Source organism: Kitasatospora sp. NPDC023176 (assembly GCF_055560495.1).
Genome location: NZ_JBVHIP010000015.1, coordinates 65539 through 84037, shown reverse-complemented (window position 1 = coordinate 84037; position 18499 = coordinate 65539). Strand labels below are relative to the sequence as shown.

Below are 18499 nucleotides of genomic sequence, written 5' to 3'. Positions count from 1 at the left end.
AAGGGGGTGTCACCCTCAGGTGCGGGCGAGGTCCGCCGCGCCGACGATGCCGGCCGCAGAGCCCATGGAGGCGAGCACGACCTCGGCGCGCGGGCGGTGCACCCCGCCGGTCAGGTAGTGCTCGAAGGCCTTGGCGACCGGGTCGAGCAGCAGTCGGCCGGAGTCGGAGACGCCGCCGCCGAGGACGAACACGCCCGGGTCGAACAGCGCGGCGAGGTCGGCCATGCCGCGGCCCAGCCAGTCGGCCAGCTCGGCGTAGCACTCCAGGGCGAGCGGATCGCCCGCCTCGGCCGCCTCGGTGATGTGGATGCCGCGGATGGTCTCGGCGACGCCGTCGTTGAGCTCCAGCATCCGCCGGCCGCGCACCGGGTCGGCCGCGGCCTTCTCCCGGCCGTAGCGGCGCAGCGCGCGCCCGGAGCCGTACTGCTCCCAGCAGCCCTTGCCGCCGCAGCCGCACGGCAGGCCGTCGGGGACCATGTTGAGGTGGCCGATCTCGCCGGCCACGCCGAAGCGGCCGCGGTGCAGCCGCCCGTCGAGCACGATGCCGCCGCCGATGCCGGTGCCGACGGTGATCAGCACCATGTCCTGGTGGTCGGCGGCCGCGCCGAAGCGGAACTCAGCCCAGGCGGCGCAGTTGGCGTCGTTCTCGACCACCGTGGACAGGCCGGTGAGCTCCTCGATCCGGCCGCGCAGCGGCTCGTTCTCCCAGTCGATGTTGGGCGCGAAGATCACCGTGGAGCGGTTGCTGTCGACGAAGCCGGGGGCCCCGACACCGACGGCGGTGACGCCGGAGTGCTGCTCCTTGAGTTCGCGCACGGCCTGCGCGATGGCGTCGACCGCCCACTGGGGGTCGGCCGGGGTGGGGACCCGGGTCCGGGCCAGGATCGCACCCGCATCGTCGACCACGCCTGCCGCGATCTTGGTCCCGCCGACATCGACGCCGATGGTCAGAGCCATGTGTCCCTCAGCTATTCACTCGTTCCCGCTGGACGGAACGGTACCGCCCAACCCTGCCCCCGTACACAGCCTCGCATACATTATCCGAAGACAATTCTGGGCCAGCCGGGCCGCGATGCTTCAAAAGTCGTATCGAAATTCCTTCTTCGTGACGTACGAGAGCAGCCTGCTCACGCTGCGGAGGTTACGGATTCACTGCTTGGCGGACGGCCCGTCAGCCGCGTCGGGGCCCTCGGTCCGGCCGGGTGCGTCGAGGTCGATCTTCTCCACCGACGCCCCGTCCCCGGCGGTCCAGCGCTGCTCGTGCCCGGCGACCGCGGAGCGGTAGGCGGCCAGCAGCTCGGCGCCGGCGGCGGCCAGCCCGGAGCCGGCCGCGGCGAGGTGGGTGTAGACCTCCGGCTGCTGGGTGCGCAGGCGGTCGGCCAGCCCGGAGAGGGTGATCAGGGTGGTGGCGCTGGTCTCCTGCGCCTTCTCACCGATGGCGGTGGCGAACCGTCGCACCTCGTCCACCAGCGGGCCCAGCTCCGGCCCGAACGGGTGGGACGGCCCGCTCCCCCGCTCGGTGCCGGGCTCGGTACGGTCGTCGGTGCTGGTCATCGCGGGCGCCTCCTCAGCCGTGGCCGCACCCCGCGGCCCCTCGGCCCGACGCTACCCGACCGGCCGTGAGCCCGGGCCCCGCTGATTCGGCCGGGGGCCGGAAGGCCCGTCAGCCCTGCGGCCAGAGCGACGGGTCGGGCGCGAACCGCACCGAGAGCACGCCCTCGTGCAGCCCCGCCCCGGCGACCGTGCAGCGGCGCAGCGCGGACGGCAGCGGCAGGACCCGGCGGTGGGCGCCGAGGCCGACCACCAGGTCGTCACCTCGGCGGACCAGGTCCAGGCCGGTGCGGTCGGCGCCGGGCAGGTCGAGGTGCCAGACCAGCAGGCCCTCCTCGGCGAGCCGGTCCTCGACGGCCCAGGGGCGCGCTTCGAGCCGCTCGGGGCCGGGCCCGTCCCCGTACAGGCGGTCCGCGACGGCCTCCAGGGTGCCCTCGGCCAGGCCGGTGACCAGCACCGGGACGTCGGTCCCGGCGATGAGCCGGTCCAGTTCCTCCTGGCGGCGGCGGGCCAGCTCGGCCAGCCAGGGGTCGGGCGAGGCGAGGGCGGCGGGCGGCAGCGCGCCGTGCACCACGACGGCGTCCGGCCGGTGCCCGTACAGCGCGAGCCCGGCCCGGGTCCGGCGCAGTTCCTCGTACGGGTGGCCGTCGGCCGGGACGACCAGGCGCACGCTGGTGCCCGGGTCGCTGATCGCGGCGCGGGACTCGGCCAGCACGGCGGCGGCCCTGGTGCGCCCCTCGTACAGCCACTCGGCGGGCATCGGGACGCCGGCCAGCCCGGCCAGCAGCGGGCGCAGCGCGCGGGCGGCCTGTCGCTGCTCGGGGACGAGCCGGTCCAGGTAGCGGCCGAGCTGCTCGGGCAGGGCGAGGGTGGAGATCAGTTCGGCGGGTGGCGGGGCGAGCACCACCAGGACGTCCTGGTCGGCGGCGGGCAGGGCGCGCAGCAGGGCGAGCCGGGCGATGCCGGGGAGGGCGGTCAGCTCCTCGGGGTCGAGCTGTTCGGCGCCGAGCAGGTCGAGGGCGGGCTTGAGCCGGCCGGAGAGCTCGCCGACGGCGTAGCGGAAGGCGGCCTGCTCGTCGATCCGGGAGACCGTCAGGCCCGGCGCGTGGTGGAGCGGTTCGGGCTCCAGGCGGGTGCCGAGCGCGGAGTCCAGGGTGCGGTGGGGGTCGTCGGCGGCGAGCAGCCAGGTGCGGTGGCCGCGCCGGGCGGCGTGCAGGGCGGTGGCGGCGGCCACGTCGGGCGCGCCCGCGTCGCCGCTGACCAGGATGGTGCGCGTCGCCGTCATGCCGTCAGCCCCCGTTCCGCCGTGCCGGCCCCGTCAGCCCTCGACGCGCTTCTTCAGACCGGCCAGCGCGCGGTCGATGATGACCTTCTCGGCCTTGCGCTTGATCATGCCGAGCATCGGGATCTTGACGTCCACGGCGAGCTGGTAGGTGGCCTCGGTGCGGCCGCCGGCCAGCGGGGCGAGGGTGTAGGAACCGTCCAGCGAGCGGAGCATCTGGCTGCGGACGAGGGTCCAGCTGACCTCGCGGTCGGCGTCCCAGGTGTAGGCGAGGGTGTGCTCGTCCCGGATGGCGCCGGCGTCGAGCAGCAGCCGAACCTGGGCGGCGCGGCCGTCCTCGCCGGTCTCCAGGACCTCGATCTCCTTGACCTCGCCGGTCCAGGCCGGGTAGGCGGCGAAGTCGGCGATCACGGCCATGACCGTGGCCGGGGTCGCGTCGATGGTGATGCTCGACCTGGTGTGCTCCGCCATGGAATGGCCCTCCGCGTCGTCCCTCTGCCTGCCGGTCCGGTCGAGGCGTGCTCGACCCGATCCGCCCGGAGCAGGCTATCGCGACCGGCGATCGGCTCGGCCGCGCGGGCACCGGCGTCGGTGGCCGGGGTCCGTGGTGGCGGGCCTTGCGGGCGGGCGGCGAGGCAGGCTACCGACCGGTCACCACCGGGCTGTCGTAGGGTGCCAGTCGAACGACCCGGTCACGGCCTGGTCCGACCCGGCCGGGTGTGACACTTCGAACACCGGGGCCGACCCCCTGGTCGAAGCTGCCTACCGGGCAGTAACGTCCTGCCGTCCCGCAGCGTCGCGAACGAGGAGCAGTCTTGCTCGACTTCAGCCTTCCGGCTCTCTACCAGGTACCGAGCGGCAGTAACCTCTCCGACCCTGTGCACCGGAACGCCGAGGAGCACCCGGACGTCGCGGTGCTCAGCCGGAAGGTGGACGGCCACTGGCAGGAGTTGACCTCGGTCCAGTTCCTCGCCGAGGTGCACGCCGCCGCGAAGGGCCTGATCGCCGCGGGCATCGAGCCCGGCGACCGGGTGGGCATCATGTCCCGCACCCGGTACGAGTGGACGTTGCTGGACTTCGCGATCTGGACGGCCGGCGCGATCACCGTGCCGGTCTACGAGACCTCCTCCGCCGAGCAGGTCGAGTGGATCCTCGGCGACTCGGGCGCGGTCGCCGTCCTCACCGAGACCGACCAGCACGTCAAGGTGGTCGCCGAGGTCCGCGACCGGCTGCCGGGGCTGAAGCACACCTGGCAGATCGAGGGCGGCGCGCTCGCCGCGCTGGCCGAGGCCGGCCAGGGCGTCCCGGACGCGACGGTCCAGGAGCGCCGCGCGATCGCCGGCCCCGACGACATCGCCACCATCGTCTACACCTCGGGCACCACCGGCCGCCCGAAGGGCTGTCAGCTGACCCACGGCAACTTCCTCGCCGAGTGCGGCAACGTGGTCGAGCGCCTGGCCCCGCTGTTCCGCACCGGCGACAGCTCCGTGCTGCTCTTCCTGCCGCTGGCCCACGTGCTCGCCCGGATCGCCGAGATCGCCCCGGTGATGGCCCCGATCAAGCTGGGCCACGTCTCCGACATCAGGGACGTCACCGCCGAGCTGGCCTCCTTCAAGCCGACCCTGATCCTGGGCGTGCCCAGAGTGTTCGAGAAGGTCTACAACACCGCCCGTGCCAAGGCCCAGGCCGACGGCAAGGGCAAGATCTTCGACAAGGCGGCGGACACCGCGATCGCCTACAGCCGGGCGCTGGACGCCGGCGGCGCGGGCCTGGTCCTGCGGCTCAAGCACGCCGTCTTCGACAAGCTCGTCTACAGCAAGCTGCGGGCCGCCCTCGGCGGCCGGGCCACCCACGCGATCTCCGGCGGCGCCCCGCTCGGCGAGCGCCTCGGCCACTTCTACCGGGGCATCGGCTTCACCGTCCTGGAGGGCTACGGCCTGACGGAGACCTGCGCGGCCACCGCCTTCAACCCGTGGGACAAGCCGAAGATCGGTACGGTCGGCCAGCCCGTCCCCGGCGCCTCCGTCCGGATCGCCGAGGACGGCGAGGTCTACTTCAAGGGCCCGCACGTCTTCACCGGCTACTGGAACAACCCGCAGGCCACCGCCGACACCCTCAAGGACGGCTGGATCGCCACCGGCGACCTCGGCTCGCTGGACTCCGAGGGCTACCTGACCATCACCGGCCGCAAGAAGGAGATCATCGTCACCGCGGGCGGCAAGAACGTCGCCCCGGCCGTGATCGAGGACCGGATCCGGGCCCACGCCCTGGTCGGCGAGGTCATGGTGGTCGGCGACCGCAAGCCCTTCATCGCCTGCCTGATCACCGTCGACCCGGACTTCTTCCCGAAGTGGAAGGAGCTCAACGGCAAGCCCGCCACCGCCACCGTCGCCGAGCTGGCCGCCGACCCGGACCTGCTGGCCGCCCTGCAGGCCGCGGTGAACGACGGCAACGCGGCCGTCTCGCACGCCGAGGCGGTCAAGAAGTTCCGCCTGCTGGACACCGAGTTCTCCGAGGAGAGCGGCCATCTGACGCCCTCGCTCAAGCTCAAGCGCAACGTCGTGCTCAAGGACTACGCGGCCGAGATCGAGGCGCTCTACCAGAAGTAGGCCGTCCGCAGACGTAGGCCGTACGCGGAGAGGGCCCCGGGACTCCCCGGGGCCCTCTCCCGTGCCGGTGTCAGCCCGCCAGCAGCGCGGTCAGCCGCCCGGCCAGCAGGTCCCAGCGCCAGGACCGCTCCACCCAGCGCCGCCCGGCCTCGCCGAGGCGGCGGCGCAGTTCCTCGTCCCGCAGCAGCCGGACGATCCGCTCCGCCGCCGCTCCGGCCGAGCCGCCCGGCACCACGTACCCGGTCTCGCCCTCCAGCACCGCGTCCGGCGCCCCGCCGGAGTCCCCCGCGACCACCGGCAGGCCGGTCGCCGAGGCCTCCAGGTAGACGATCCCGAGGCCCTCCACGTCCAGCCCGCCGCGCCTGGTCCGGCAGGGCATCGCGAAGACGTCCCCGGCCCCGTAGTGGGCGGGCAGCTCCTCCCAGGGCACCGAGCCGGTGAACCGCACCGAGGCCCGTACGCCCGTGGCGTCCACCAGCTTCTCCAGGTCCGCCCGGTACGGGCCGCCGCCGACGATCAGCAGCACCGCGTCCGGCACGTCCGCCAGGATCTGCGGCATCGCCTCGATCAGGGTGTCCTGGCCCTTGCGCGGCACCAGCCGGGAGACGCAGACCACCACCGGCCGGTCCGCCAGCCCCAGCCGCCGGCGCACCTCGGCGCCCCCGGAACCGGGGTGGAAGGTCGTCTCGTCCACGCCCGGCGGCAGCTGCACCATCCGGGCCGCGGCCTGCGGCCCGACCGCGGCGGCGATCCGCGAGCGGGTGTACTCGCCCAGGTACGTCAGCACGTCGGTGCCCGCGCCGATCCGCCGCAGCAACTGCCGGGAGCCCGGCAGCTGGGCCCAGGCGGCCTCGTGCCCGTGGGTCATGCCGAGCAGCCGCCCGGCCCCGGCCCGGCGCAGCGTCGGCGCCATCAGGCCGAGCGGCGCGGCGGCGCCGAACCAGACCGAGTCGCACTTCTCCGCGCGCAGGATCTCGGCGGCCCGCCGGGTGACCCGGGGTGTGGGAACCATCACCTTCGTACGGTCCCGGATCACCGGGAACGGCTGCTCGGCGTCGAAGGCCCGCACCTCGGTGCCGTCCCGCCAGGTCGAGGCGTACACCACGACGCTTCCGGCAGGCTGACGGACGGCCATGTTGTGCACGAAGGCCTGGATGCCCCCCGGACGGGGCGGGAAGTCATTGGTGACGATCAAGGTTCTGTGCATCAGGCCACGGCTCGCTCGGTCGGGGGGTGCTCGGTGTACCGCTGGGTGATCCGTACGATAGGTCAACACCATGACCCGCCGGGAACGGATCCGCCCACGGCAACCGTTTGACCCCCGGGCCTGTCCTAGTACCTAGGCCGCGGACGCGGCGGCCCGGGCGTCCGTCAGTTCGACGCCTCCGGTGAGGACGTCGAGACGAACGAGGGAGCGCAGTGGAGTTGGCCCCGGCCACCGAGTCCGGTTCTTCACGCGGCCGCCTCGGCCGCCCGCTCGGGGCGCTCGCCGCCCTCGGGGCGACCTGGGTGGCCACCCGCACCGTGCTGGTGCTGCTGATGACCGGCGTGCTGAAGTCGCCCGGCGGCGACGTCACCGCGGACGTCTGGATGATCTACCACGCCTGGTACGGCGTGCTGCAGACCGGCACCTTCCCGTTCGACGACGTCACCTGGCAGTACCCGCCGGGCGCCGCCCTGGTGATCCTGCTGCCGGGCCTGCTGCCCTGGTCGTACCTGACCTCGTTCTGGGTGATCTGCGGGATCGCCGACGCCGCCGCGGCCGCGCTGCTGATCCGCACCGGGCTGCGCAAGGGCCGGACGCTGACCGGCGCCTGGCTGTGGGTGGTCGCCGTGCCGCTGCTCGGCCCGATGATCTACAACCGCTTCGACCTCCTGGTCACCGCCCTCGCCCTGGCCGGTCTGCTCGCGCTGATCCGCCGCCCGGCCATCGGCGGGCTGCTGCTGGGCCTGGGCGGCATCGTCAAGGTCTGGCCGCTGCTCGGCCTGATCGGCACCCCGTCCGGCCGCCGCACCCGCCGCTCCTGGACGCTGGCCGCCGCCACCGCCGTCTCGGTGGGCTTCCTGCTCGCGGCCGGGATGAACGGCGCCTTCGGCTTCCTGGCCTTCCAGGGCGCCCGCGGCATCGAGGTCGAGTCGGTCGGCGCACTGCCGCTGCACCTGTCCCGGCTGGCCGGCGGCTGGGACGGCAAGGTCACCATGAACTACGGCTCCCCCGAGATGCTCGGGCCGTGGGTCAGCGTGATCAGCAAGGTGATGATGGCCGGCACCGTGCTGGGCTTCCTCTGGCTGCTGCTGTGGCGCTTCACCGCCCGCCGCCGCAACGCCGCCACCATGTACGACGCGGCGCTGTGCGCGCTGCTGATCTTCGTGGTGACCAGCCGGGTGATCAGCCCGCAGTACCTGGTCTGGCTGGTCGGCGTCGCCGCGGTCTGCCTGACCGTGCGCGGCACCAGCCAGCGGCCGGTGGCGCTGCTGATCCTGCTGGCCTGCCCGCTCACCCTGCTCGAGTTCCCGACGATGTTCACCCAGGTCCTCAACAGCGAGCCGCTGGCGGTCACCGTGCTGGGCCTGCGCAACCTGCTGCTGCTGACCGCCACCGTGCTCTCCTGCGTCCGGCTCTGGCGCTCCACCCGCGCCCCGGCGCCGCTGCCGCCCACCGTGGTGCTGGCCGAGCCGCCGGCGCTGCCGCCCGCCTCCGCCTACCCGGTGCGCCCGGGCATCGCGTACGAGCAGGACCTCCTGGACGGCATCGACCACCCGGCCGGCCGCTAGGCCCTGTCCGGCCCGGGGGCCTTCAGCCCTGGCTCTTCAGGGCTTCCACCTCGGCCAGCCAGAGCCCGGTGAACTCGGCCAGCCCGACGCCCAGTTCGCCGCGCAGCAGCCGGTCGACGCGGTGCTCGCGGTCCTCGCCCTGTCCGTCGCCCGCGCCGACCGCCCGGTAGAAGTCGACCAGCCGCCCGGTCCCGTACCGGCGGGCGATCAGGTCGCAGGCCAGCCAGGACTGCTCGTAGGCCTGGGCGATGCCGGTGGCGCCCGCGGCGAAGTCCCCGTCGGCGGGCAGCGCGGTGGGCAGCTTCCCGGCCGCGACGTCCCGGGCCAGCTCGGGAGCGATCTGCTGCGGGCGGCGGCCGGACTCGCGGTAGGCGGTCCAGTCGGCGACGCCCTCGGAGAGCCACAGCGGGGTCCAGGCCCGGGTGTCGGCCCGGGTGGCGACATGGGTGGCCTCGTGGGTGACGACCACCTGCCGGCCGAAGCCGCTGAGCCGCCCGAACGCCTCGGGGTTGATCACCACCCGGTCCGCCGGGGTGTGCCAGGGCGCGCCGGGGGCGGCCACGGTGACCGCCGCCATGCCCGTCCAGCCCGCCGGGTCGGCTTCCAGCAGCCGGGCGAACTGCGGCTCGGTGGCGGGCAGTTCGAGCAGCAGCCGGCCGGGCCAGGCACTGCCCCAGACCGCGTTGACGGCCGGCACGGCGCTGTCCCCCACCGCGACCAGCCCGGCCGGGTCGGGCCCGCCGGCGAGGCCGAGCACCAGGCAGTGGGCGCCCGGGGCGGTACGGGCCGGGCCGAGGTCCCACAGCGCCGGGGGCCCGCCGGTGCCCTCCTCCCGATCGACCCGCCAGCCGCCCGGGTCCCGGACCAGCTCGATCCGGCGCGGGTACACCACGGGGTACTCGTCGTACCCGCTGATCCGCACGGCCAGTTCGACGGAGCCGGTCAGCCGGTCCGGTCCGCCGGCCGGCGACAGCACCAGGTTGCGGTACGTCGCCTCGGCCCCCGTCAGCCCCGACCAGACGGGCAGCGAGCGCGCCCGCGCCGCCAGCAGCCCGGCGACCTCGCCCCGCAGGTCGCCGGCCCGCCCGTCGGGCACCGCCACCGGGGCGGCCGGCGGCAGCGACAGCTGGGCCAGTCCGCCGGCGGCCAGCAGCAGCGCACCGCGCCGGGACAGCACGCGGCGGGCCGGGTCTATCGGGTGGGGGCCGTCCGGCCCGGTGGGCGTCGCGCTCAGAGCCGGACCACTCCCGAGACCGGCATCGCGTTGACGCTCTCGTACCGGACCTTGGCACCCGGGTACGGCGCGTGCACCATCACCCCGCCGCCGGCGTACATCCCGACGTGGTGCATGTCCCGGTAGAAGATCACCAGGTCTCCCGGCCGTGCTTCGGAGAGGTTGATCCGCTGCCCGGCGTACGCCTGGGCCTGCGAGGTCCGCGGCAGGGTCACTCCGGCCTGCCGCCAGCTGTAGTACATCAGACCGGAGCAGTCGAAGGCACGGGGTCCGGTGGATCCGTAGACGTAGGGCGAGCCGATCATCCGCACCGCGGCGGCCAGCGCGGCGGCCCCGCGCTCGGAGGCGGCCGGGGCGCTGCCGAGGTCCAGCCGGTCGGTGCCGCGGGTGGCGCGCTGTTCGGCGTCCCGGGCGTCCTGGGCGACCATCCGGGTCCGCTCGGCGACGCCCAGGCTGTTGAGCAGCTTCTGGGCCTTGGTCAGCCGTTGCTGGATCTGCTGCTTGTTCTCGGCCAGCGAGCGGCGGGCCTGGTCCAGTTCGGCGAGCTTGGCCGCGGTCTCGGTGCGGCGCTGGTCGAGCCCGCGCTGACGGGTGACCAGCTCGTGCAGGGTCTCCTGCTGACGTTCGGCGGCCTGGCCGAGGGTCCGGGCGCGGGCGAGGTAGCCCTCGGGGTCGGTGGAGAGCATCAGCTGGGCGGTCTGGGCCATCCCGCCGCTCCGGTACTCGGCCCCGGCCACCGTGGCGAGGTCCCCGCGCAGCTGGTTGAGCTGGTCCTGGGCGGCGGCGACCTCGCCCTGCAGGATCGTGGTCTCGCCGAGGAGCCGCTTCTGCGCCTCCTGGGCGGCGTTGTACTTCTCCGACGCCTGCTCGGCCTCGTCGTACAGCTGCTCGACCTGGGCCTTGACGTCCTTGCGGTCGGGCGCGTCCGGCGCTCCGGGGGCGGCCTGGGCACTGCCGGCGGTCGCCACGCCCAGGGCCGTGGTGGCGGCCGCGGTCAGTACCAGCGCACGGGCGAGCAGTTGGGAACGACGGTGCACGGGCATGTCGGCAGCGGCTCCATTCCTGCGGCGCGGCCCCGCGGCCGCGCCCTGCTGGGCGGCCGTCGAGCGGGAGTCCGGTGGCAGACGTTAGCGAGTCCGGGCAAGCGAGTCCAAACCCCTCCGGACCCGAATATTTGACCCCTATTCGGACATCAGGCCGAGCCGCCGGAAAAGCCGCAGGCCCGGCCCCCCGTGGCGGAGGACCGGGCCCGTGAACCTTCGAGCGGGGATCAGACCCGGACGATGGAGGCCAGCGGCATGTTGGAGACGGCCTCGTAGCGGACCGACGCACCCGGCTTGGGAGCGTGCAGCACCTGGCCGTTGCCGGCGTAGATGCCGACGTGGTGGGCGTCGCCGTAGAAGATCAGCATGTCGCCGGGCTGGGCCTGGGAGATGTCCGAGCCGATCCGGGTGCCGGCGCCCGCCTGCTCCTGGGAGGTGCGCGGCAGCGACACGCCGGCCTGGTTGAACGCCCAGACCATCAGGCCGGAGCAGTCGAAGGAGCCGGGGCCGGTGGCGCCCCAGACGTACGGGCTGCCGACCTTGGTGGCGGCGGCGGCCAGCGCGGCCGCGCCGTGCGAGCTGCCCGGGGCGATCTTGACCGGCGCGGAGGCGGCGCCCGCGCCGATGTCGCTGCGGCTGCTGTCGCGCGAGGCGCGGTCCGAGCTGGCGGGCTGGGCGGCCTTCGCGGCGGCGTCCGCCTTGGCCTTGGCGTCGGCGGCGGCCTTGTCCTCGGCCGCCTTGATCGCCTGGCGCTCCTGCTCGGTCAGCGTGTTGAGCAGGTCCTGGGCCGCCTTCAGCTTGGTCTGGACCTCGTCCTTGGAGGCCTTCAGCTGGGTGGTGGTGGCCTCCAGCTCGGCGAGCTTGCCCTGGGCCTCGGTACGGTCCTGGTCCAGCTTGCGCTGCTGGTCCTGGAGCTGCTTCAGCTGGTTCTTCTGGGTGCTGCCGGCCTGGTTGAGCGCACCGGCCTGGCTGAGGAAGTTGTCCGGACTGGAGGAGAGCATCAGCTGGACGGTCGGGGATATGCCGCCGTTGCGGTACTGCTCGCCCGCGATCTCGGCGAGGCCGCCCTGGAGGTCGGTCACCTGCGCCTGCTGCCGGGCCACCTGGTCCTGCATGCCGGAGACCTGCTTCTCCAGCTCCTGCTGCTTCTCCTGGGCGGCGTTGTACTTCTCGGTCGCCTGCTCGGCCTGGTTGTTGAGCTGGTCGACCTGCTCCTTGACCTGGTCCTTGGTCGGCTGCGGGTCGGCGTGCGCGCCGGACTGCGCGGAGAGCGCGACGGCCGCGGCGGCGAAGCCGGTCAGGATCGAGACACGAGCGCGACTGGCGGGCTTGGGACGACGATGGGACGCCACGAAGGCGGGCTCCTTCTTCCTACGTCCGCCTACCGGGTGAGCTGACGGGTTCGGGCCGGAAGCATGCCCTACGACGCCTCACCGGCCTCACCTACGGCCGACCTGGCGCCGATTCACCCCGGAGGAACGTGGTTCCCCGGCTCCGCTCCGCAGCACCCCCGACTACTGGGCTCCCCTGTCGGGCAGTCGCTTCGACCTGCCCCGCTGTTTCGCGAACTCGGCGGTAACCACCGCCGCCACCCGGGCTGGGTGATCGACAGTGCGGTGGTTCGGAGCATGACCCTAGTAACTGAACCGTGATCCGTTCAAATCCTTGTCAGAAAAAAGACGGAAGATTACCCATGTTCTTTTGTGAAAATGACTGATGGTGATCAGTTCCGCACGCAAAGCTGATCAGGTCTCACGAGTCAGCCACGGAACGGACAAGCCGAAGCGCCACCCTCCGACCGGAGGGTGGCGCGGATCACACGGCCGGAACGGGCCCCGACGGCGTGTCGGCCCGTCAGATCCGGCGGATGGTGTTGATCGGCATCGCGTCGGCCTTCATCACCTTCACCACGTCACCGGTGTGCGGCGCGTGGACCACCATGCCGTTGCCGATGTACATCGCGACGTGGTGCATGTCCCCGCCGTAGATCACCAGGTCGCCCGGCTGAGCCGTGGCCAGCGTCACCGCGGTCCCGATGTGGCCCTGCTCCTGCGAGGTGCGCGGCAGCGAGACGCCGGCCTGGCCGTACGCCCAGACCATCAGGCCCGAGCAGTCGAAGGTGCTCGACCCGGTGGCGCCCCAGACGTACGGCGAACCCTGCTTGCTCATCGCCTTGGCCACGGCCACGGCCGCGTAGCCGCTGGCCGGCGGCAGGTTGCTGAGGTCGACCCGGTCGGCGCCGCGCGAGGCGCGGTCGTCCTGCTGCTGCTGGGCCCGCAGCGCGGCGCGGTCGGCGGCGCTGAGCGAGTTCAGCAGGTCCTGGGCGGCCTTCAGCTTCGTGTTGACGTCCGCCTTGGCCTGGTTCAGGTCCTTGGTGGTGGAGTCCAGCGAGGCCAGTACGGCGGCCGCCTCGGCCTTCTCCTGGTCCAGCCGGCGCTGCTGGTCGAGCAGGCCCTTGAGCGCCTCGGTCTGACTGGTGCTGGCCTGCTGGACGCTCGACGCCTTCTCCAGGTAGCCCGACGGGTCGGAGGAGAGCATCAGCTGGACGGACGGGTCGATGCCGCCGGTGCGGTACTGCTCGCCGGCGACCTGGGCCAGGCCGGTCTGCAGCTGACTCATCTGGTCCTGGCTGCGGGCCACCTGATCCTGCAGCTGGTCGGCCTGCTTGCGGAGCTGGTCGGCGCGCTCCTTGGCGCCGTTGTACTTCTCCGCCGCCTGCTCCTGGTCCTGCTGGAGCTGGTCGATCTGCGCCTTGACGTCGGTCGTGTTCGGCTGCGGCGCGGCGTGCGCGGCCACCTGAGCGGAGAGGGCGACCGCGGTCGCAGCGGCAGCGGTGAGCACGGAGACCCGCGCGCGGCTGGGCTGCCTGGGACGGCGGTGGGAGGCCAAGAGACCGGCTCCTTCTTCCAACGGACTCGCCCGATCGGGTGAGATACCGGAAAATAGGTTTGACGCCAGACCCTAGTGAAGATCTACCCGTTTTGCCACTCCCCCGAAGGCGTGAACTCCGGTTCTCCCGCTGACTTCACCGGATCCGCACACCCCCACGGCGACGGCACTGACCTGCCATCACGCCGCCCGGGCCCCCGATCAGGGCCGGGCCAGCCGGTTCAGCAGCAGCACCGAGGCCACCGGGCGCGCGCCCGCCTTCCGTACGCCCTCCGCGACCTCCCGGTCGGTGGAGACCACCACCACCGGACGGCCCTGCGGCTCGGCCCGGACCAGACGGCGGATCAACTCGTCCGCGGTCTCGCCGGTCCGACTGAACCGTACCCGCACCCCGCGCGGTGGCGCCATGATGACCGGGACGTCCAGGTCCTGCCCGTCGAACACACAGGTGACCTCCGCCTGGGTGCGCTGGGCCAGCATCGCCAGCCCGCCCAGCAGCCGGATCCGCTGCTGCTCCAGCGGCAGCGTCGGGTACCCGGTCTTGGTCACGTTGTAGCCGTCCACCACCAGGTGCACCTGGGGGATCGCCAGCAGCTGGTCCAGCAGCGCCGGGTCGTCGTCGGCCAGGCCGCGCCGGGCCACGTCGTGCGGCGAGGCCGCCCCCGGCACCACCGCCTCCACCAGGTCCGCCGGGCGGATCTGGGAGACCGGCAACGCCAGCTCGCGCTGCAGGCCCTGCGCCGACTGCAGCACGGTGTCCAGCAGCAGCCGCAGCCGCATGTCCTCGACGCTGCGCCCCTCCCGGGCCGAGCGGCGGCCCTGCTCGGCCGCGCTCTCCAGCTCGGACACCCGGTGCCGCAACCGCCGCGCCTCGCTCTCGGCCGCGCTGCGCTCACCCGCGGCCTGCGCCTTCGCGGCCTCCAGTTCCGCGGCCACCCGCCGGGTCTCGGCCTGCGCCCGGCGGGTGTCGCTCTCCAGCGACCGCACCTTCTTGCGCAGCGACTCGGCCTCCCGCCGGACGCCCTCGAACTCCGCGCGCTGGCGGTCCAGGTCCGCCCGGGCGGCGGCCCGCACCTCGGCCAGTTCGGCCTGCAGCTTCTCCACCAGCCGGGAGGCCTCCGCCACCGCGTCCTCGGCGCCGGCCCGCTCGGCCTCCTCGCCGGCCTCGGCGACCAGCCGGCTCCAGCCCGCCGAGCGCACCAGGTAGGCGGCGGCCGCGACGTCCATCGGATCGGCGGCGCCGGGGACGCTGCCCGACTCCAACGCCTTCACCAGGTCCGGCTGGCCCAGCCGCAGCCGCTCCGCTATCCGCACCCGGAAGGCCGGCTCGGACTCCAGCGCCGCCGCCAGCGCGGTGGCCGCGTACTTGGCCCGCCGCGCGGGGGTGAACTTGGCGTACTGACGCAGGCTCTGCGGCAGCTCCCCGGGCGGCAGCCCGCCCAGCGCGTCCGAGGCCAGCCCGACCACCCGCCGGCGCACGCCCTCGGGCAGCGGCCGGTCCAGCTTCTCGGCCGCGCGCTCCGCGGCAGCACCCGAGGCAGGAGTATCCGAGGCGGGAGTATCCGAGGCGGGAGTATCCGAGGCGGCAGCACCCGAAGCGGGAGTGCCCGAAGCGTCGGCGCCCCCGCCAGGGGTCTCGGACGGGACCGTCCCGGCCGCCGGCTCCGGTGCCTGCGCAGCGGGCTGAAGCCCCTGCGGTTCGCCGGGCTCCCTCGCTGCGTCCACCACGTCCTCGGCTCCGATCCTGATCCAGCGGGTACGGCCGCGGCCGCCCCTGTCGTCACGCTCCGTGCGTCTTGTCTGTATTGTCCCGTGCGGTGGACGGCCGCGTCGCGCACCACCCACCGCACCGGAGGGGTCAGCCCTGCGCGGCGGGGGCCTCCGCGCCCTCGGCACCCGGGCGGGCCACCAGCTCGACCTGGTCCACCGCGTTGCACCAGCGGCAGCGCACCGACTCGATCGTCTCGCTGTGCACCTCGGTCTCCTCGACCTTGGACTCGCCGGCCAGGTCGAAGTGCAGGAACTCGGTCACCCGCGCGGTGCGGGTCACGTCGAAGCGGGTGAGGTTGCCGCACAGCGTGCAGCGCCAGCGCGTCTCGGCGGTCAGTGCGGGGACGGTCATCGGGGATCCTCTCGGCTGGTCCCTGGGTGGGCTAGGCGCTCCCCCCGGAGCCCCGGCATCGGCGGCGGGAGGCGGGATGGCCCGGCCCAAGCCTATTGCCTGGGGCAACCATCAGGACCACCGGTCAGCTGAGATGACCGGAGCCCGTTCCGCCCCGCCGGACGGACCGGTAGTCCACCTGCCGTAAACCGCCGTGTCACCTGCCGCGCCCGGAGGGATGCTTGGCCGCATGGCACTCGCGGCCCCCGGCCACACCGACGCGTGGGACGGCCGCCCGGCGGTGCCCGCCCCGGCGGTCACCTACGCCCTGATCGCGGTCAACACCCTGGTCTTCCTGCTCGGCCCGGCGGCCGGCGTCAACCCGCTGTACGGCACCGGCCAGGCCCGGATCTGCGCCGAGCAGCGCTACGAGCAGCGCTGGGGAGCCGTCCCCGCCGAACTGCTGACCGGCCACCCGCTCACCGCCGGGCAACTGGCCGAGGCCCCCGACCCGGTCCCCGGCTGCCCCGCCGCCCCCACCACCGGCAAACACCCCGCGGTGTCCGCCCTCACCGGCCTCTTCCTGCACGCCGGCTGGCTGCACCTGCTGGGCAACCTGCTCTTCCTCCACGTCTTCGGCCCCACCGTCGAACGGCGGCTCGGCCGGGCCAGGTACCTCCTCTTCTACCTGGCCGCCGGCAGCCTGGCCTCGTACGGCTTCGCGCTCGCCGAGGCCCACTCGCCGGACTCCACCCGGGTCCTGATCGGCGCCTCGGGCGCGATCTCCGGCGTCCTCGGCGCCTACCTGCGCTTCCACCCGCGGGCCCGGGTCACCACCCTGGTCCCGCTGCTCCTCTTCCTCCCGCTGCGCTTCCCGGCCTGGCTGGTGCTCGGCCTCTGGTTCGCCCTGCAGTGGTGGTCGGTGCACTCGGCCGGGCCCGGGGTGGCCTACCTGGTGCACGTGATCGGCTTCTCGGCCGGCTTCCTGTACGCCTGCACCGTGGCCGGACACCCCCCGAGACGCCCCGGCTGAGGCCCGATACGCTGGCCGCACCCCATGAAGGAGCCCGCACAGTGATCACTGCCATCGTCCTGATCAAGACCAGCGTCGACCGCATCCCGGAGATCGCCGAGGCCATCGCCGCGATCGAGGGCGTCAGCGAGGTGTACTCGGTGACCGGCGGCTACGACCTGGTGGCGATGGTCCGGGTGCGCCGCCACGACGACCTGGCCGAGGTCATCCCGGGCCGGCTCAACAAGGTCCCGGGCGTGGCCCACACCGAGACCCAGATCGCCTTCCGCACCTACTCCCAGCACGACCTGGAAGCGGCCTTCGCCCTCGGCCTGGACGAGTAGTCCTCAGCCCTCGCGGCGGCTGTCGGCGACGCAACGGCCGCCCTCGTTGCGGTAGTTCCACGCCGCGCCGTCGGTGACCAGCTCGCGGACGGCGGTCAGGAAACGCTCGATGTGCTCGTCCGGCGTGCCCGCCCCGAAACTCACCCGGATCGCGTTCAGGCTGCGCTCGCCCGGCAGCGAGGGCTCGGGCGCCCCGCACTCGGACACGGCGACGTCCTCGTCCCCGAGCAGGGTCCGCACCAGCGGGTGGGCGCAGAACAGCCCGTCGCGCACCCCGATGCCGTACTCGGCGGACAGCGCGGCCGAGAAGTGCGAGCTGTTCCAGCCCCGGACGACGAAGGACAGCACGCCCACCCGGGCCGAGCCGGCGCCGAACAGGTTCAGCACCCTGACCTCCGGGATCTCCGCCAGCCCGGCCGTCAGCCGGTCGACCAGCTGCCGCTCCCGGGCCTCCAGCGCGTCGAAGCCGGCCTCGGTCAGCGCCCGACAGGCCGAGGCGATCGCGTAGGCCCCGATGACGTTGGGCGAGCCGGCCTCGTGCCGGGCCGGGCCGCTGTGCCACTGCACCGCCACCGAGCCGTCCAGCTCCCGGGCCACCGTGCGGGTCGCCCCGCCGCCGGCCAGGTACGGCTCGGCCGCGTCCAGCCAGTCGGCCCGCCCGGCCAGCACCCCGGCGCCGAACGGCGCGTACAGCTTGTGGCCGGAGAAGGCGATCCAGTCGACGTCCAGCTCGCGCACCGAGACCCGGTGGTGCGGGGCCAGTTGGGCGGCGTCCAGCACCACCCGGGCGCCGTACCGGTGCGCGGTCGCGGTCAGTTCGGCGACCGGCCACAGCTCGCCGGTCACATTGGAGGCGCCGGTGACGCACAGCAGCTTGGGGCCCTCGGGCGCGGCGGCCAGCGCGGCCTCCAGCGCCTCGACCGCCTCGGCCCGCGAGCGCGGCGCCCGCAGGTAGGCGACCTCCAGCCCGGCGTGCGCCCAGGGCAGCAGCGAGGCGTGGTGCTCGGTCTCGAAGGCGAACACCCGGGCGCCGGCCGGCACGGCGGCGGCCAGCAGGTTGAGCGAGTCGGTGGTGGCGCGGGTGAAGACCACCTGGTCGCCCTCGCGCAGGTCGAGGAACTCGGCGACGGTCCGGCGGCTCTGCTCGAACAGGTCGGTGGACAGCTGCGAGAGGTAGCCGGCACCGCGGTGCACGCTGCCGTAGTACGGCGCGTAGGCGGCGACGTCGTCCCACACCCGCTGGAGCGCCGGCGCGCTGGCCGCGTAGTCCAGCGCGGCGTAACCGACCTTCGCACCGCTGGCCAGCGGCACCTGGACGTCGTGGCCGAGAACGGCGAGCGGGGAGCAGAGGTCAACAGAGACCGACATGAGGATGCACTCCTTCTGGGGGTGAGGGACCCCCGGGAGTGCTAGTCATCGGGCGTCCGCGCTTGTCGCGCGGACGGCATGCCCGGCGACCCGGTCCTCACCCAGGGCACCCCGCCACGGACGGAGGGTTGCCGGACAGCCAGCTGGGGCTTGACGCTGTCACTCATGACCTGGCCAAGACTCTAGGTCGGGCGCGTCGGACGGTCAAACAGGTATCCACCATCCGGACTCTGCCTTCGCCCACCCGCCTCCGGGGCGCTCGGGCCCGGTGCCGACGCTCGGGGCACGAGA

The 18499-nt window shown here is 73.7% G+C and carries 16 protein-coding genes and 2 riboswitches; of the genes, 4 read left to right on the top strand and 12 right to left on the bottom strand.

Going from position 1 to position 18499, the window contains the following annotated elements; all coding sequences use genetic code 11:
- Positions 1–15 precede the first annotated feature (15 nt).
- The 4 genes from ACZ3YL_RS21360 to ACZ3YL_RS21345 form a co-directional block, all read right to left on the bottom strand.
- Entirely contained in the window at positions 16–957 is a 942-nt protein-coding gene (locus ACZ3YL_RS21360; protein ID WP_188303983.1) for an ROK family glucokinase, read from the bottom strand.
- A gap of 192 nt (positions 958–1149) precedes the next feature.
- Complete coding sequence (locus ACZ3YL_RS21355; protein WP_465659082.1) at positions 1150–1554, bottom strand: DUF5304 family protein; 405 nt, start codon at positions 1552–1554, stop codon at positions 1150–1152.
- 109 nt (positions 1555–1663) lie between these two features.
- Complete coding sequence (locus ACZ3YL_RS21350) at positions 1664–2836, bottom strand: ArsA family ATPase (RefSeq protein WP_465659081.1); 1173 nt, start codon at positions 2834–2836, stop codon at positions 1664–1666.
- Between the two features lie 33 nt (positions 2837–2869).
- Positions 2870–3304, bottom strand: coding sequence for an SRPBCC family protein (locus ACZ3YL_RS21345; protein WP_188303985.1), 435 nt, complete (start codon positions 3302–3304; stop codon positions 2870–2872).
- Between the two features lie 344 nt (positions 3305–3648).
- On the opposite strand from ACZ3YL_RS21345, the gene ACZ3YL_RS21340 reads away from it, so the two are divergent.
- A complete protein-coding gene (locus ACZ3YL_RS21340; protein ID WP_188303986.1) occupies positions 3649–5442 on the top strand; it encodes an AMP-dependent synthetase/ligase in 1794 nt (597 codons plus the stop codon).
- A 70-nt stretch (positions 5443–5512) separates the two neighbouring features.
- Here ACZ3YL_RS21340 and ACZ3YL_RS21335 read toward each other — a convergent pair whose 3' ends face one another.
- On the bottom strand, positions 5513–6649 hold the full coding sequence (locus tag ACZ3YL_RS21335; RefSeq protein WP_188303987.1) for a glycosyltransferase family 4 protein: 1137 nt from the start codon (positions 6647–6649) through the stop codon (positions 5513–5515).
- A 212-nt stretch (positions 6650–6861) separates the two neighbouring features.
- On the opposite strand from ACZ3YL_RS21335, the gene ACZ3YL_RS21330 reads away from it, so the two are divergent.
- Positions 6862–8217 carry a glycosyltransferase 87 family protein gene (locus tag ACZ3YL_RS21330; RefSeq protein WP_465659079.1) on the top strand — a complete coding sequence of 452 codons (1356 nt, stop codon included), beginning with the start codon at positions 6862–6864 and terminating at the stop codon, positions 8215–8217.
- A 22-nt stretch (positions 8218–8239) separates the two neighbouring features.
- Here ACZ3YL_RS21330 and ACZ3YL_RS21325 read toward each other — a convergent pair whose 3' ends face one another.
- The 6 genes from ACZ3YL_RS21325 to ACZ3YL_RS21300 form a co-directional block, all read right to left on the bottom strand.
- Complete coding sequence (locus tag ACZ3YL_RS21325) at positions 8240–9394, bottom strand: hypothetical protein (protein ID WP_465659078.1); 1155 nt, start codon at positions 9392–9394, stop codon at positions 8240–8242.
- A 53-nt stretch (positions 9395–9447) separates the two neighbouring features.
- Positions 9448–10494, bottom strand: coding sequence for a C40 family peptidase (locus ACZ3YL_RS21320; RefSeq protein ID WP_188303989.1), 1047 nt, complete (start codon positions 10492–10494; stop codon positions 9448–9450).
- Positions 10495–10721: 227 nt separating this feature from the next.
- Positions 10722–11846, bottom strand: a complete 1125-nt coding sequence (locus ACZ3YL_RS21315; protein ID WP_465659077.1) for an NlpC/P60 family protein — start codon at positions 11844–11846, stop codon at positions 10722–10724.
- A 10-nt stretch (positions 11847–11856) separates the two neighbouring features.
- Positions 11857–12011, bottom strand: a riboswitch (cyclic di-AMP (ydaO/yuaA leader).
- A 337-nt stretch (positions 12012–12348) separates the two neighbouring features.
- Entirely contained in the window at positions 12349–13383 is a 1035-nt protein-coding gene (locus ACZ3YL_RS21310; protein ID WP_188303991.1) for a C40 family peptidase, read from the bottom strand.
- A gap of 201 nt (positions 13384–13584) precedes the next feature.
- A complete protein-coding gene (locus tag ACZ3YL_RS21305) occupies positions 13585–14886 on the bottom strand; it encodes an NYN domain-containing protein (protein ID WP_188304024.1) in 1302 nt (433 codons plus the stop codon).
- 355 nt (positions 14887–15241) lie between these two features.
- Positions 15242–15505, bottom strand: a complete 264-nt coding sequence (locus tag ACZ3YL_RS21300; protein ID WP_188303992.1) for a hypothetical protein — start codon at positions 15503–15505, stop codon at positions 15242–15244.
- 229 nt (positions 15506–15734) lie between these two features.
- Between ACZ3YL_RS21300 and ACZ3YL_RS21295 the strand changes: the two genes are divergently transcribed.
- The gene (locus ACZ3YL_RS21295; RefSeq protein ID WP_465659076.1) at positions 15735–16517 is read left to right on the top strand and encodes a rhomboid family intramembrane serine protease; all 783 of its coding nucleotides are present in this window, start codon (positions 15735–15737) and stop codon (positions 16515–16517) included.
- Between the two features lie 41 nt (positions 16518–16558).
- Complete coding sequence (locus ACZ3YL_RS21290; RefSeq protein WP_030240061.1) at positions 16559–16840, top strand: Lrp/AsnC ligand binding domain-containing protein; 282 nt, start codon at positions 16559–16561, stop codon at positions 16838–16840.
- Between the two features lie 3 nt (positions 16841–16843).
- Here ACZ3YL_RS21290 and ACZ3YL_RS21285 read toward each other — a convergent pair whose 3' ends face one another.
- Positions 16844–18208 carry an aminotransferase class V-fold PLP-dependent enzyme gene (locus tag ACZ3YL_RS21285; protein ID WP_188303994.1) on the bottom strand — a complete coding sequence of 455 codons (1365 nt, stop codon included), beginning with the start codon at positions 18206–18208 and terminating at the stop codon, positions 16844–16846.
- A 53-nt stretch (positions 18209–18261) separates the two neighbouring features.
- Positions 18262–18379: riboswitch (SAM riboswitch) on the bottom strand.
- Positions 18380–18499 lie beyond the last annotated feature (120 nt).